The organism is Candidatus Bathyarchaeota archaeon, from assembly GCA_026014585.1.
Taxonomy (GTDB): domain Archaea; phylum Thermoproteota; class Bathyarchaeia; order Bathyarchaeales; family Bathycorpusculaceae; genus Bathycorpusculum.
In genome coordinates, this window is sequence record JAOZIA010000024.1 from 17408 (window position 1) to 32226 (window position 14819).

The following is a 14819-nucleotide window of genomic DNA, read 5'->3' on the forward strand; positions in this document are numbered from 1 at the left end:
AATTTGTGGGCGTCTATTGTAATAATTACTCACTCAGAAGGAGTTTGACTTATATCCAATAGACAATTATTTTCTCTAAAATAAATAGCAGATTTTGAAGTGGACAGAATGATTACTGAGGAACAGGTGGCTTCAAAAGTCTCGGAATTGCTGATTACACTTGATCACATCAAAAAGTACAATGCAATAGCCACTTCATTGAAAAAATTCATCATTATCGTCGGCAGTTCAATAGCCTTCTTTTTGGCGATTCTTACTGTGTTTGAAATTTACGAGTTAGAACATATTCTCACCAGTACAATGTTTTTTGTTGTAGCCTTCTTGATGTTGTTGATCCCACTGGCTGGACTTACCTGTGGTGTACTATACATACAAAAGCAAGTCAACGCTGTTAAAGAGGGTGAATGGCAGCCTGAAATTTCTAAAGGCTTTTCCTCCACCCTGAAATTATTGGTTGATATGGATTGGGAAAAGACCCTTGAAGACATCGCTATCGCAAGACTTGGTTACACAATTTACAGTCTCCTTAAGGCGGGAACCTATATGGTTGTCTCACTGGCTGCCTTTGAGCTTGCATGGAATAGCTTAACCCTGATAATTCTACATGAGTTGGTGCCGATTGGAGCCCTATTTTGGGGTTTTATCGCTATCTTAGTAGTAGCATTCGCGCTTGGTGATGACCTCTTGAAGCGTTACAGGGAATTGCGTGCTTTGGATATGTTGGTTTGGGAGTTGCGGTGGTTTAGCGTTGAGTTCGGGAGAGCAGAGTTCCAAGCTTGACCTCTACGTCATCGCCCGAATCATTGAGGCGCTGAAAGAGAAAAAGAACCTCAACAGGACAACATTGGCCACCGTTACGGGGCTGTCGTATGATCGTTTAGTTAAGTATCTCACGTGGATGTCTGGCAAAGGGTTTGTCAAGTTAGATGATGAAGGGATTGTTTATCTAACAGCTGAAGGCAGCCAAGCTTATAATGAGCTTGTTCGTTGGATACTAAAATACATCGGACAATTAAGGTTCGGCAGACTTGGACCAAGAACATAAGCCTGCAAGGGTTCGCGCTTTGTTGAACTCCTTCTGAGTGAGCGTGCCTTTTATTTTATGCACATATGGAAATGACAGGCGTTTCCAAAGTGAAGAGTTCTCGCGCACTCAAATTAATGAGCGATAACAAAAAATCTTTAGCGGTTTGCTTGGCTTTTCTTGTCGCTTTTCTCTCTATCTTATTTCTTAGAGATCATTTGAGAGTATTGGACCTTTCAGTCAACACTTTGGTGCCCACAATACAGTCAGGTTGGGCAACAACCATAGCCATTGGAATCTCTTATGCCTTTGACACTTACAGTTTACTTGTTGTGAGTTTAGCTATTGCAAGTTACCTCTTCTACAAGAACTATAGGCTTCAAAGTCTCTTACTGCTAGGCGCTATGGGCGGCGATGCCTTACTTGTTGTTGGCTTTAAAACATTGGTTCAATCGCCCCGACCTACAAACATGGTGATTTTTGATATGGGTTATTCTTTTCCAAGTGGTCATACTGTCGGGGGCATTGTCTTCTGCGGTTTACTTGCCTACTTTGCTTGGCAACATTGGCAAACCACTAGACCCCAAGCAGTGGTCATTGCTTTAGCCACCTTAATCGCTTCAGTGGTCGGCTTTGATAGAATTTACTTGAATGTTCATTGGTTTAGTGATGTTTTAGGTGGGTGTTTGCTGGGTATTTTCTGGCTTACCGTTTCTATCCTAATCTTTACGCTTCTAACCATTGATGGAAAACCGCCGTCAGAAAGGTTCAACAAAATATCCAGTATTCTTTTTTGTGTAGGTGTAATCGTTGCGGTAAGTTTGCTAATTTTACAGTTGTTCCCGCTTCATTTAGGGAGTTTTCCAGGGTTTGTAAATTTTGTAGTGATTACGTGTAAGGGTTGGATGGCAGTTTATGGACCCATTGGATTGTTTACCGCGATGATTATTTCTTCTGTGTTGTCGCCGATTCCAAATGAGGTTTTCTTAGCCTTCGCTGGAATGACAATGAATCCGCTTAGTGTTGCCTTCTTTGGAGCTTTAGGTTCAACTGTGGGTGCTGTAATCTGCTTCTACATCGCACGATTGGGCGGGCAACCTTTGGTAAAACGCTTTGTGAAAGAGAGCACTTTAGCACCTATGAACCAATGGTTTAACAAGTGGGGTTCTTGGGCAATCTTGCTTGGAAGACTTATTCCCTTAGTGCCATTTGATGCAGTCTCATATCTATCAGGTTTGACTAAGACTAAAGTTACCAAGTTCTCTGTGCTCACGTTTATCGGTGCGATACCAAGATGCCTGCTCTACGCGTACATCGGAGAATTAATTGCCGCATATAACTTGCCCTTTTTGATACTACTAGTGATTATTGTAGTGATTATACTTCTAATTTGGGAATACAGAAAAAGCGTTCTTGCTTAGTTTTTGTATTGGAAGGTGTAGTGTGTTTGTTGGTTGTTTTGGTGTTTTATAAAGCCCTTAAAGCCTGTTTGATTGAAGCATTGTTTGAATAGTTCGCGTTGCTGGCTGGGCGTCATGCCTGTTACGTTATACTGCTTGGCTTTTTGCTGGCTCACATGCGGTCTTCTCCTTTCATGGTTTGGGTTTTTGTTATTCGGATTAGGGTTTTGGGTTCTGTTAGGGTGGTTTTGCATTTTTGGCATGTTTCTGTTTTTATGGGCTGATACATGGGGATAAAGACTGCCACTTTTGTCTCTGGGCTTTTTTGTTCGACGAAGACTTTGTTTACTTCTATGCTGCTCCAGAAACCACAACTGGCACATTTTATCCTAAGCTTTATTTTCAGCCCTCCCAGCAAAAGTCTATCTTTTTTCGAGAATTGTTACTTTTTGGGTTTTCAGTAGCCAATCGCACTCGATGCTGTTGCTGATTTCTTTTTCAATTTGGCTGTTTGATGTTTCTTTGGCTTCTGGAACTAGGCTGATTGTGATTATGGCTATTTTGTTCATGATGGTCTGAGGGTGTTAATGCTTGTCCGCATACTTAAGGCTTCTGCTACTAAATTATGTACATAAATTATGCACTGGAAAGAAACTTGTGGGTAAACATTATGTACAAAGATAAGGCTACCAAAATGAAAAAAGGTACAGGAACATTCATAAACAGAAGAACACAAACAGGCAAAAAAACCTACGACAGATTCTTTTTCTACGTTCCCACTGAAGTCGCCAGAGACGGAACATTCCCGTTCAAAGAAAAAGACAAAGTGGAAATTGAAATCAAGGGCGAAACAGTGACAATAACAAAAGCCAAAAACAACATCTAAATCCTCTCACGTTTAGATACACGGAAACGAAACCGTTGCGTTTTTTGTTTGTTTGGGTGCGTTTTTCACCAACCTATTAGGCTCCAAATATTTGACATATGCAGATACCTTAGAGGGGAGAGGTAACAGGTAGTGTACGGGTTGTTTTTGCGTGCGTTTTTTGCAGCCTGCAACGAGGCAGAAATTAGCCAAACCGTATTTGTTTTTCTTTTGGGTTCTAAAACGTAAAACTGCAGAGTTACATCGCAAAACTTAAAACCCTCAACCCTCCGCTTTTTGTACAGATGTTGCCTTGAAGCTGCTGATAAGCCCCAAAAACGAGTCTGAAGCCCAAGAAGCCATTGCTGGAGGAGCAGACATCATCGACGTCAAAAACCCCCAGGAGGGACCTTTAGGCGCGAATTTTCCGTGGGTTATAAAATGCATAAAAGAATCCACGCCAAAACCTCTGGAAACCAGCTGCACCATCGGCGAAGCCCCCACTGTTCCCGCTTCCATGGCATTGGCGGCTTATGGCGCTGCATCGTTGGGCGTGGACTACGTAAAAGTTGGCTTATCAAACCTAAAAACCGCAGCTGAAGCTTCGGTTTACTTGGAAAAAATTGTGAAAGCCGCTAAACTTTGTAACCCCAACGTCAAAATAGTCGCCACCGGATACGCCGACTCAGAAAGGGCAAACTCCATTAATCCAGTGCTGGTTCCACAGGTAGCACAGGCGGCTGGCGCAGATGTTGCAATGTTGGACACGGCGGTTAAGGATGGCAAAAGCACATTTGACTTTTTATCCGTGGCACAGTTGGAGCAGTTTGTTAAGATTGCTCACGAGTTTGGTTTACAGGTTGCACTGGCGGGGTCTTTGAAAGCAGAGGACTTATGCAGAGTTAAGGCTTTGGGTGCTGATATTGTGGGCGTGCGGGGCGCGGCATGCACGGGGTGTGACCGCATAAAAGGCAGCATAAGCCGAAAGCAAGTTCAAGCTCTTTTAGAGATTGTCCAGGTGACGCCCTAATGCAGCAAAAGGGACAAAACCAAAACCGTGTCCTTGACGAATTAAAAATATTGCAAGCCCAAAACCAAACCTACACTGATGGCAAAATCCTATGCTCCATGTGCACCAAACCCTTACCCATAGCCAAAGAAGCCTACCAAATGTTTCTAGACTCAAACCTTGGCGACGCAGGACTTTTTCCTGGAAGCGCAGAACTGGAGAAACGTGCCGTAAAGCAGTTAGCATCTTTGCTTGGCGGCAAAGAAAGCACAGCAGGGTTTATTGTGAGTGGAGGAACCGAAGCAAATCTGATGGCGATGCTTGCGGCACGCTCAAAAAGCCACACAGATACACCAGAAATAATCCTACCCAAATCCGCACACTTCTCATTTACTAAAATCTGCAATGCCCTAAAAATCAAACCAGTCTACGCAGGTTTAGACAGACAATTCCGCGTTGACCCCCAAGCCGTGGATAAACTGGTCAGCAAAGACACTATCGCGGTTGTGGGCACTGCTGGAACTGTTGAGTTGGGCGCAGTTGACCCAATTGATGCACTCTCAGAGATTGCCCAAAAGTATGGGTTGTTTTTGCATGTTGACGCGGCGTTTGGCGGTTTAGTTTTGCCTTTTTTGGAGAATCCATCCCGTTTTGATTTTCAATTGTCTGGTGTACAATCCATCACTGTTGACCCCCACAAGATGGGGATGGCACCTGTCCCAGCCGGTGGAATCCTATTTAGAAACAAAAACGACATAGAGGCACTCAAAGTCGAAACACCCTACCTCACACAAAAATACAGCTACACGTTTACGGGCACACGTAGCGGCGCCTCAGCCGCGGCAGTATATGCAACCTTTGCAATGCTTGGAAGGGACGGTTACAGGAAAATTGTGGCGCAGTGTATGGAGAACACGGCGTTTTTGGCTGAAAAATTAGTGGCATTTGACTTTTGTTTAGTTGTTGAACCTACGTTAAACATTGTCGCGTTCCGAAGCAAAAACACTAAACAGTTGTTTGAGAACCTACAAAGAAAAGGCTGGCGTCTTTCATACGTGCCTCATTTGGACTGCATACGTATTGTTGTTATGCCTCATACACAGAAAGCGAACTTATCTGCTCTTCTACTTGAGTTGAAGCAAAATTTTTAAGAACTACTCCGCTTTTTCTTGGAGCAGGAGAATGAATGTGAAGACACTGATTTACGAATATGCTAGTGGTGGCGGAGCAAAACCTGTTTCATCTAACGTTTTATGTGAAGGCTTTGGTATGTTGCGTACTTTAGTGTCTGACCTTAAGTGTGCAGGGCATCAAGTTACGGTTTTACTGGATGATAACATATCCAAATTAAACCCGCCCATAAACGCCGACTTTGTTGTGCCTATGTACTCACCCGAGGAACCCCACAAGTTTCTTGCCGCTTTAGCAGCCATTAACAATTCTGTATATGTTGTGGCTCCGGAAACGAGACAAACCTTGCAGTCTCTTGTTAAAATAGTTGAAGAAACAGGAAAAACCGCATTTAACAGCACATCTGATGCAATAGGGAAAACCGCAAACAAAACAGCTCTAAATGATTACCTTAAAACACACGGGTTCCCAACACTTAAAACTCTAACCCTTAATGCAACAGACAGTTTAGAGAAAAACACGCAGGCAATTTCAGAGTTGAATTTTCCTGTCGTACTCAAACCACTAGATGACGTCAGTTGTGGGGGAATCTGCCTAATCAAAAACATCAGTCAAATTGAGGCAGCAATAAAAAAAACTAACGCAGACGTTTTCATTGCTCAGGAATACGTTAAGGGCGTAGATGCTAGCGTTAGCCTGATTTGTACTGGAAAAGATGCTTTGCCCATAAGCTTGAACCAGCAAGAGGTGATTTTGGCTACGCCTGAGGCTGATTCGAAGTATGAAGGTGGTCTTGTGCCATTTAATCATCCGCAAAAAGAGGTTGCGTTTAGGGTTGCGCGGGAAATTGCTGTTTTCTTTGGTTTTTGTGGGTATGTTGGGGTAGATTTTGTTTTGACTGATAAAGAGGTTTTTGCGGTTGATGTTAATCCGCGGTTGACAACCTCGTATGTGGGTTTAAGCGGGGTTGTTAATTTTAATGTTGCACAAGCAATAGTTGATGCAGTATTAAACGGTAAACTTCCCAGTGAGCCTGCCTTTAATGGGTATTTCTGTTTTTCCAAAGTAGAAACAGCAAATCCAAAAATTGAGGCCCTCAAAGAAATCTTCAAAATGCCCACAGTTGCTTCACCGCCGTTTCCAGATGCTTCAGGAAAAACTCATGCTCTAGTTTTTTGCAAGGCCTCTTCATTGGAGAAAGCCAAGTTAGGTGTGCAAGAAGCTAAAAAGGAACTCTTACGCATTATTGATAGGGGAAACTGATTTGGTATGTGTGCTTGGCTTAGATATTGGCGGTGCAAACACAAAAGCAGCCCTTATAACCGTAAATAAAGGTGAGCTGCAAAATGTTTCTGTTGTTAGTCAGTATTTTCCTGTTTGGAAAAACCCTGAAAAACTCGTAGATGTATTGTTAGAGCTTAAAGAGAAATTAGGCGGCGAACCTGAAGCAGTAGGCATAACAATGACTGCGGAACTATCAGACGCTTACCAAACCAAACGCGAAGGCATAACCCACATCTTCTCCTGCGTCCAAAACGCTTTCAAACCCCTGCCCGTTTACGTTTTAACCGTTGACACAGAAGTCCTATCCCCCGACATTGCCCTGCAAAATCCACTAAAGGTTGCCTCAGCAAATTGGGCAGCAACAGGTTGGCTGGTAGCACAAAAAATCAGAAACTGCGTTGTTGTTGATGTGGGCAGCACCAGCACAAGCATAATTCCCATTATTGGCGGCGTGGTTTCTGCGGTTGGCAAAACAGATTTAGAAAAACTTGTCTGTGGCGAACTGGTTTATACTGGCAGTATACGCACAAATATTGCTGCAATCGTGGGCAAAATCCCAACTAAGGCAGGTGTTGCCAAGGTGTCCTCGGAACTGTTTGCGCAAAGCGGGGATGTGCACTTGATTTTAGGCAACATAACGCCTCAGCAGTACACAGCTGACACGGCAGATGGCAGAGGCAAAACCGTACCTGAAGCCTTAGCACGGCTTGCAAGGATCGTGTGTGCTGACACAGACATGCTTTCAGAAAAAGAAATCATTGACATGGCGCATTTCATTTATCAACGACAAATTGTGCAGGTGTCTGAAGGCTTAGGCAGAGTTTACTCTCGGGTTAAAGCAGTTGCCGAAGGGGTGGTTCCTGTTGTGGTTACGGGGCTTGGGAAAGAATTTCTTGCCAAAGAAGCCACCAAAAAAATCTGTGCTGACCAAACCGTGAATTTGGGCGGTGTTTTGCAGGAAAACTTTACGCTGGCAACCCCTGCTGTGGCTGTGGCTTTGATGACTGCACAAAAAACTTTTGGAGGACAAAACTCATGGACATAACAGTGGTCAAAGTCGGCGGCAGCTTAGCAGAAAAACCCGAAAGCCTGCATGTCCTGTGCAAGAAACTGGGTGAGTTGTCCCTGAAGCAGAGTTTGGTTGTGGTTGGAGGAGGAGGCGAATTTGCTGATGTTGCTCGAACTCAGGATAAACGGTTTAATTTGTCAGCTTTTACGAGTCATCGCATGGCAATTTTAGGTATGGATGCTTACGGACTTTTGTTGGCTGATTTGACGCCTAACTCATGTATTGTGGACAGTTTTGAGGATGCAGAGCAGGTTTTGTCTGAGGGGAAACTGGCGGTTTTTCTGCCCTCATGCTTCATGTTTTCAGCTGATCCATTGGAGAACTCGTGGGATGCAACATCGGATGCCATAACCGCATGCATTGCGGAAAAACTTGAGGCAAAGAAAATTCTGCTTTTAACCGATGTTGACGGCATCTACAATGTTGACCCCAAAAAAAATAGGGATGCCAAACTAATCCAAAAAATAACCCCCAAAGAATTGCTGGCGCAAAATCAGCGATCCAGCGTAGACAAGATTCTGCCAAAACTGCTTTCACAATCCAAAATTCCCTGCTTCGTGCTCAACGGGCTCTACTCTGAACGTATCGAGGCTATTTTGAAGGGTCAAAAAACTATTTACACCTTAATAGGCGGTGTTAAAATTTAGCTTCAATAGCGGGGGTATTGCTTTTTTGTCTGTTTTTTGGATATGGATTTAGCGGTCATAAACAAGTTATATGGCTTTTGCTAATTGTGTGCTGTAAATGGAGGTTTGCATGTGAAACAAGATATAATATTGGACAAGGGAAGAAAAGAGCTAGAGGAAAAAATGTGCAGCATTTTCGGAGGCAAAATAAGCAAATTGCCGACAGAATTGCAAGAAATATTGATAGATGACATGGTCACCGCATTCGAAAATAGACTAAAAGTGTTAACCCGCACCAACCAATAAAGCACGCCTAAAAATGTCCTCATGGAAAAAATATGGATTTCAAATACATAAACCCTTTATATTAAAACGTGGAATTAACATAAAAAGGTCTTAGATATGCGACGATCAAAACTTGAAATGTACGTTGACATCCTCAAGGTGCTTGCACACCGTGGTCCCCTTAAATTGACCCACGTGATGTACAAGGCCAACGTAAACTGCAGTGTCCTCAAAGAATATTTGGACTTTCTGCTAAAGCAAGGTCTGATTGAAGAGAGGATTGTTGACAAAACACGCGTTGTCTACGCTATTACGCAGCACGGCATAAAAGTTCTTAAGTCATTTAGGGAACTTGAACAAGTTCTTCCAATTGTTGAAGAGTCTCGAAATCAAGTTTTTATTCCCTAACCTTTCTCCTCCTAAATTTTAAGAAACTATTGGTTTATGCAGTCTTTATTATTACGTTTTCTATTTTTTGTTCTTAACAATATGGATCATAGTGTCGTAATACTTAATAAACACCTTTTTGAACTGTATATGTGATAAACACAACATCAAAGAGGGAACCCAGTTGAGCAAAGATGAAATCGCAGGCAAAAAACCCCTACTGGTTCTAGAAAAAATCAAGGAAAACCTTGAACGCTTAAACCAGAAAATGGAAGTTATGATTGAAATACAAAAAACTGGGAACCAAAAAAGCAGCAGTCCACTAGTACCTGACGCTTCACTTGATGTTATGACCCTACTTTCAATGCCTGATCACCTGCGCAAAACTGCCATGACTATTTGCCGAAACGGCAGAGCAACTGCAGAAGAAATCGCCGAGCAAACTAATCGTGCACGTGCTGTTGAGAGTGCTTACCTTAATCAGTTGGTAATTATGGGTTATCTTAAAAAGGAACGAAAAGGTAGAAAAGCCTACTTCTACATTGAACGAGAAGGTCAAAGGGACTAATCATGAAAAAAATTATTGCAGTTCACTCATACAAAGGCGGAACTGGAAAAACCCTTATGTCAGTAAACTTAGCTGCCACCTTCGCAAAGCAAGGCAGAAAAGTTGCGCTCTTTGACCTGGACTTTCGTGCTCCAAGCCTGTTTGCAATCCTCAAAGCACCCAACCGCGAATTCTGGTTAAACGATTACCTAAATAACGCCTGCGACATCGACAAAGTCCTCTGGGACATAAGCGACCGAGTCTCAAGCAGCGGTAAACTATACGTGGGCTTGGCTAACCCATCAACAGAAGCCATCCGTGACATGTCTTCCAAAGACCGCAAATGGGAAATGCGCGCGTTGGGCAGAATTTTGGCTTTGAGAAATACGTTACTTAATGATCAAGATTTTGACTATATAATTTTTGACACCAGTCCAGGACTGCAATACTCATCCATTAATGCCATTGTAGCCGCGGACTTCGTGGTGGTAGCAACAACCAGTGACAAATCTGACGTTGACGGCACAAGACGCATGCTAAATGAACTATACAACCTGTTCGAGAAAAAGACGGGTTTAGTCATCAATAAAGTGCTTGATAGTTCCCGCGCTAAACACGCTGAACTTGAAGGCAGAGTTAAAGAAGTCTACCATGTTCCGATGTTGGGTATTGTACCTTGTTTCTGCGAGATTCTGCGTGCTGAAGGTGGTTTAGTTTTTATCCAAGACAAACCAGACCATCCGTTTAGCAAGATTCTGCTGGAAATGACACAAAGCATAGAAAACAACCAAGTCAACTAAATCTGTTTCTCTGAAAAATCTATAAGCATATTATCAAAGTAGCGTAGCCAATTTTTGGTTTGTGAAATGCGGCATTGGGGCTCTACCCCTCTATGGTTTCTGCATTGAATTTCTAATAGGAACCAAATATGATTGTTTGATAATATCGATTTAGGCAAAGTTGTGGTACAATTTATAAAAGCCAACAGGGTTGTTTTTTGGCTGGAGAAAACAAGGCATGGTTTTAGCTGTTGCCGCAGTTGGGGTTAGTGGTTCAGGCAAAACTACCACGTTGGAGTATTTAACGGGACGTTTCTCAAGCGAAGGTTACCGTATAGGCGCCATCAAGCACATTCACCATCAAGGATTCACCATTGACACGGCGGGCACTAACACATATCGTTACGCACAGGCAGGCGCAAAAATCGTCGCGGCAATATCACCTAACGAAATCGACATCATCAAAAAAAGCCAGATGGAACTAAATAACCTCGACCAAGTTCTCTCGCTTTTGGAAAAAGAAGATTTGGACATCATATTTATCGAAGGCTTTCATGGCTTAATCAAAAACCGAGGTGACATCCCAAAAATCGTCACCGCAAAAGACCAAACGGGACTGGAGCAGGCTCTACAAGAGACAGAACCACCAGTTTTAGCCATCTCAGGCATCGTTGCACTACACGCGAATCACCCCAGTTTTGAGGGGACGCCATTTGTTGCAATTCCTGCTGATGGGGATAAACTGGTTGAAATGATAAAGAATCAGCTACAGAAAAGGTGAAGTCATGGTTAAACGGGCTGCGTTGATTTTGGCAGGGGGGCAAGCGCGAAGGTTCCAGAGTCGCCAGCCGTGGCAAGACAAAGCATTAGCAACGCTTGAGGGCAAACCCATGCTGGTTCACGCAGTGCAAAACGTGAAGCCTGCAGTTGATGAAGTTATTGTTTGCGCCAATGTTGAATCGCGAAGAGAACTTTATGCGCGGACACTCAGGGAGTGGAGGTTGGAGGCGCAGGTTGTGGTGGACCAGAAAGTTGGGCACGTCAGCGGTCCAGTGATCGCGATTTTAACGGGGTTGAAGGCTGCAAATGCGGATTTGTGTTTTACGTTACCCTGCGATATGCCTCTTATGCAGGCAGCGGTGGTGGATTACCTGTTTGGGTTAGTGGAGGATGTAGATGTGGTTGTTCCAATGTGGCCAAACGGCAGACTTGAAACCTTAGTCACGGTGATACATAGACAAACGGCAATGGAGGTTGCGGATGCGCTTTGTCAGCTTAAACGTGCAAGGGCAGATGACATGTTCAGGGGCACCCAGAAAATCATGTTCACCTCGCCAGTTACCCAAATAAAGGCGCTGGATCCAGAACTGAAAAGCTTCGTCAACATAAATGCCCCAAAAGACCTCACTGAGTTACCCACACGCCAAACCCAAGGCACCATAACACAAAACATGAAAGTAAACATCAGCACCCACAACATGCGTGACCTACAAAACCTAAAAGAAGCCGCAAAACTTCGCCGTCAAAACAAAAAAGCTCAGGCTGCAGACCTGTTTTCTGTGTGGGCGGGACGTTTTGAGAGGGAAGACTCATTTTTTTGGGCTGCTTTAGCGCGTGAAAACCAAGCTGATGTCTTGCAGAGTCTTGGCGGTTTGGGTGTTGAGGCTAAAGCGGCGTATATGCATGCAACAGAGGATTACAGGTTGGAGGCGGGTATGCATGAGCAGAACAACTGCAAGCTTCTCTCCGAGCGTGCCTTAGGTGACAGTTTATGGTGTAGTAGTCAAGCGGCAAGACAAGGTTAAGAGAAAAAACGCCTAAAAACAGCTTAACCTTAGCAACGGTCTTGGCTACGTAGTGTGATTTTTTGTTTTCTCCTATAAACAAATGTTGTTACAAGAAGTATGCTTAGTATAATCGCTGTTACAATTCCGCCTATCAATATCGGTGAAAACGGTTCTTCTGAAGCCGCAAAATCAATCTTGACTTGATGCATATTTTCAGGGGCAGCAAACGTCAAAATCCAAAAATCATCACTTGAGAGCACTTGATAGTCTACCTGTGCATCATCCAAGTAAACTCTTAGATGGCTAGTGTTAGAGAGATAGCTTTTAGCTATTGAAACATTCACAAAATCAGCTGCCCCTTCAATGTTAAAGGTGAGCAAAGAGTTTTGGCTGTCAAAATCAAAAGCAGAAACGGTACTGGTTGAGTTCACGTTAATAATTCTTGGAGGCGTTCCTGTAGCAGTGGCATACAAAATACTGGCAGAGTGCCAATGAATTTGCTCAGGTACAACTCCGCGAAAACTTATGTGCGGAATACCCTTGGAGTCAACTGCTAAATAACAAGGCCCATCAATAAGGCGAACAGGCGTGCTTGTACCATTTTGAAGAACCCACTCTGTACCCGTCCAATCAACCACAGGCGTGTCTACCGCTATAGCTTGAATACTCCAATCAATGCCCGTCCAAGCAGCATACATCAAATCTGTACCACCCTTTGAAGAATTATCAACTGTATAAACGATACTGGGAAAATCATAAGCGTCTAAAGCCAAAAAACCCCTGCTGCTCAAATCGACATCAGAAACCACTGTCTGTGTGTTCCAGGCAGCTCCATCCCACTTAACATACAAAATTGTGCTAAGAAGATAGATTGTGTTTTCAGCAACACCCAAATACTGACTCTTTAGAGCAAGAAAATGTAAATTGCCTTTTGAATCCAGAACCATATTCCAGCAGTCGGTTAAATTTAAAGCGTTAAGGACAGGTTCAATATTCCAAGTGGAATTTTTCCATACTGCAAGTTTGACATCTGTCAAGCGCGCTCCGCCTATACTGCTGTTTACATAAGTGGAAGATGGCGTTGCATACATTATGTATGGAACATCGTTTTTGTCTAAGACTAGAGAAAATTGAAAAGAAACCTCTGAATATGAATCGTCTACGGTTTGAATGTCCCAATTTGATCCTGTCCAGCTTGCATATTTTAAACCTTCACCGTAAGTGTAGGTTATGTGCGGATTGCCAGATGTATCTAAGGCAAGGGCTGCGTAGACGATGTTGTGTCCCAATGTTGAGGGTATGGTTTGAGTTTGCCACTCGGTTCCTGTCCAACGCGAATAGAATAATGGTCCACGAACTCCTTGCGTTGTAAGTACATGCGGATTATTGTTAACGTCCAATTTAAGGTCAGTTAAACCACCATTAAATCCGCCCCTGATACGCCAGTCTGAACCATTCAAAAATGCATACCCAGTGCAGCCTATTTGGGGATTATATATTCCACCATATCCTATATGCGGAATACCATTTGAATCCAGTATGATAGCACCATACCCGTTGCCAACGGCAGCAGCGTTTGGGTCCACAATTTCAACATCCCAAGATAAATCTGCACAAACAGGCGCTACCAAGCTACAAATTAACAACAATGCCAGCGAAATTATAGTTAAGCCAGCACAAACCTGCTTTTTTTGCATCCTTAAAGCCCCTAGTTAAGGGGTTTGCACTTTCTATAAAAGTATTTTCAAAGTTCACTGGTTAGTTTTGAGGTTACCAGATTATGCGTTCGGGGCAAGTGTAAATGTTCATGCGTGAACCCCTAACAAACCCCACCAATGCCATGTTCGCCTTCTCAGCAGACGCCACACCAGAGTTAAGCACCGCCGCCACGGATGCCAAGATGGGCAAGCCAACTTTTGCAGCCTTAAAAATCATGTCCCCTGGAACCCTGCCCGTAATAATCATGAAACATTGACCAAAATCCACACGAGCAAGCGCAGCTTCCCCGATGACCTTGTCCACCGTGTTATGCCTACCCACATCCTCAGAAAACGCAACCATTTCACCCTCCGCCGTAAAAATCCCTGAATCATGCAAGCCTCCTGTTTCTTTAAAGCCCTTGGCTTTAGTGTTCATTTGGTTGATGGCATCCAGTAGGGTTTGGGCTTTGATTTTAAGCGGAGATTTTACCCGCGGAAGTTTCTCGTCTTTTTGATATGCGGATGTGCTGGGTTTGAGCAGTGGTACGATGCGGGTGCTTTTGCGGCTGTGTTTCATGCGTTCGTCAAGGTTTATGCCTGCTTTGAGTTGGATTTTGCAGGAAATCGTTTTTTCATCAGATTCGATTGATTCTATTTCGTCTACGGAACGCAAAATGTCTTCTACAATCATGTAGCCCACAGCAAGTTCCTTGAACTGATGCGGACTGGACCAGATAACAAATGAGTAAGTGTTATTGAGTGTGATTTGCAGCGGAACCTCTTCTGCAACCCAGTCCTTTATGTGCTGGGCTTTGCCTGTGGAGAGGTCAAGGCGTGTCATGTCAACTTGCCGCAATCCATTCACCGCTCAGCGTTCAAAAGTTGTTGGAAACTGATAAGTCATTCGGCTAACTAACTGCGTTTAG

General features: G+C 43.5%; 19 protein-coding genes. 14 read left to right on the top strand and 5 right to left on the bottom strand.

Going from position 1 to position 14819, the window contains the following annotated elements:
• Positions 1-108: 108 nt before the first annotated feature.
• The 3 genes from NWF01_09230 (at position 109) to NWF01_09240 (ending at position 2445) form a co-directional block, all read left to right on the top strand.
• Positions 109-780, top strand: coding sequence for a hypothetical protein (locus NWF01_09230; GenBank protein ID MCW4025200.1), 672 nt, complete (start codon positions 109-111; stop codon positions 778-780).
• Positions 749-1045, top strand: coding sequence for a winged helix-turn-helix domain-containing protein (locus NWF01_09235; protein MCW4025201.1), 297 nt, complete (start codon positions 749-751; stop codon positions 1043-1045). Before NWF01_09230 ends, NWF01_09235 begins: the two co-directional genes overlap by 32 nt.
• A 206-nt stretch (positions 1046-1251) precedes the next feature.
• Positions 1252-2445 (top strand): VTT domain-containing protein, encoded by a 1194-nt coding sequence (locus NWF01_09240; GenBank protein MCW4025202.1) that lies wholly within the window; start codon positions 1252-1254, stop codon positions 2443-2445.
• On the opposite strand, the gene NWF01_09245 is transcribed toward NWF01_09240, so the two are convergent.
• From NWF01_09245 to NWF01_09255, 3 genes are read right to left on the bottom strand one after another with little or no spacing between them, the layout of a single operon-like run.
• Positions 2442-2600 (bottom strand): hypothetical protein, encoded by a 159-nt coding sequence (locus tag NWF01_09245; protein MCW4025203.1) that lies wholly within the window; start codon positions 2598-2600, stop codon positions 2442-2444. The two genes, NWF01_09240 and NWF01_09245, sit on opposite strands and share 4 nt — an antisense overlap.
• Positions 2597-2842: a hypothetical protein gene (locus NWF01_09250; GenBank protein ID MCW4025204.1), complete on the bottom strand. Its 246-nt coding sequence runs from the start codon at positions 2840-2842 to the stop codon at positions 2597-2599. Before NWF01_09250 ends, NWF01_09245 begins: the two co-directional genes overlap by 4 nt.
• Before the next feature lie 4 nt (positions 2843-2846).
• On the bottom strand, positions 2847-2993 hold the full coding sequence (locus NWF01_09255) for a hypothetical protein (GenBank protein ID MCW4025205.1): 147 nt from the start codon (positions 2991-2993) through the stop codon (positions 2847-2849).
• A gap of 101 nt (positions 2994-3094) precedes the next feature.
• Here NWF01_09255 and NWF01_09260 point away from each other — a divergent pair, with 101 nt between their 5' ends.
• From NWF01_09260 to NWF01_09310, 11 genes are all read left to right on the top strand, one after another.
• A complete protein-coding gene (locus tag NWF01_09260; protein ID MCW4025206.1) occupies positions 3095-3310 on the top strand; it encodes a hypothetical protein in 216 nt (71 codons plus the stop codon).
• Between the two features lie 292 nt (positions 3311-3602).
• Positions 3603-4319 (top strand): hypothetical protein, encoded by a 717-nt coding sequence (locus NWF01_09265; protein ID MCW4025207.1) that lies wholly within the window; start codon positions 3603-3605, stop codon positions 4317-4319.
• On the top strand, positions 4319-5449 hold the full coding sequence (gene mfnA, locus NWF01_09270) for a tyrosine decarboxylase MfnA (protein ID MCW4025208.1): 1131 nt from the start codon (positions 4319-4321) through the stop codon (positions 5447-5449). Before NWF01_09265 ends, mfnA begins: the two co-directional genes overlap by 1 nt.
• A gap of 31 nt (positions 5450-5480) precedes the next feature.
• On the top strand, positions 5481-6692 hold the full coding sequence (locus tag NWF01_09275) for an ATP-grasp domain-containing protein (protein MCW4025209.1): 1212 nt from the start codon (positions 5481-5483) through the stop codon (positions 6690-6692).
• A 10-nt stretch (positions 6693-6702) separates the two neighbouring features.
• A complete protein-coding gene (locus tag NWF01_09280) occupies positions 6703-7758 on the top strand; it encodes a H4MPT-linked C1 transfer pathway protein (protein ID MCW4025210.1) in 1056 nt (351 codons plus the stop codon).
• Positions 7749-8429: a delta 1-pyrroline-5-carboxylate synthetase gene (locus NWF01_09285; protein ID MCW4025211.1), complete on the top strand. Its 681-nt coding sequence runs from the start codon at positions 7749-7751 to the stop codon at positions 8427-8429. Before NWF01_09280 ends, NWF01_09285 begins: the two co-directional genes overlap by 10 nt.
• A gap of 381 nt (positions 8430-8810) precedes the next feature.
• Positions 8811-9101, top strand: a complete 291-nt coding sequence (locus NWF01_09290; protein MCW4025212.1) for a winged helix-turn-helix domain-containing protein — start codon at positions 8811-8813, stop codon at positions 9099-9101.
• 163 nt (positions 9102-9264) lie between these two features.
• Positions 9265-9648: a helix-turn-helix domain-containing protein gene (locus NWF01_09295; GenBank protein ID MCW4025213.1), complete on the top strand. Its 384-nt coding sequence runs from the start codon at positions 9265-9267 to the stop codon at positions 9646-9648.
• Positions 9649-9650: 2 nt separating this feature from the next.
• Positions 9651-10427: a ParA family protein gene (locus NWF01_09300; GenBank protein ID MCW4025214.1), complete on the top strand. Its 777-nt coding sequence runs from the start codon at positions 9651-9653 to the stop codon at positions 10425-10427.
• Between the two features lie 217 nt (positions 10428-10644).
• Positions 10645-11187, top strand: a complete 543-nt coding sequence (mobB, locus tag NWF01_09305) for a molybdopterin-guanine dinucleotide biosynthesis protein B (protein MCW4025215.1) — start codon at positions 10645-10647, stop codon at positions 11185-11187.
• 4 nt (positions 11188-11191) lie between these two features.
• Positions 11192-12211, top strand: a complete 1020-nt coding sequence (locus tag NWF01_09310) for a molybdenum cofactor guanylyltransferase (protein ID MCW4025216.1) — start codon at positions 11192-11194, stop codon at positions 12209-12211.
• A gap of 29 nt (positions 12212-12240) precedes the next feature.
• On the opposite strand, the gene NWF01_09315 is transcribed toward NWF01_09310, so the two are convergent.
• Positions 12241-13890: a hypothetical protein gene (locus NWF01_09315; GenBank protein ID MCW4025217.1), complete on the bottom strand. Its 1650-nt coding sequence runs from the start codon at positions 13888-13890 to the stop codon at positions 12241-12243.
• 73 nt (positions 13891-13963) lie between these two features.
• Positions 13964-14749 carry a formate dehydrogenase accessory sulfurtransferase FdhD gene (fdhD, locus tag NWF01_09320; GenBank protein ID MCW4025218.1) on the bottom strand — a complete coding sequence of 262 codons (786 nt, stop codon included), beginning with the start codon at positions 14747-14749 and terminating at the stop codon, positions 13964-13966.
• Positions 14750-14819: the final 70 nt, after the last annotated feature.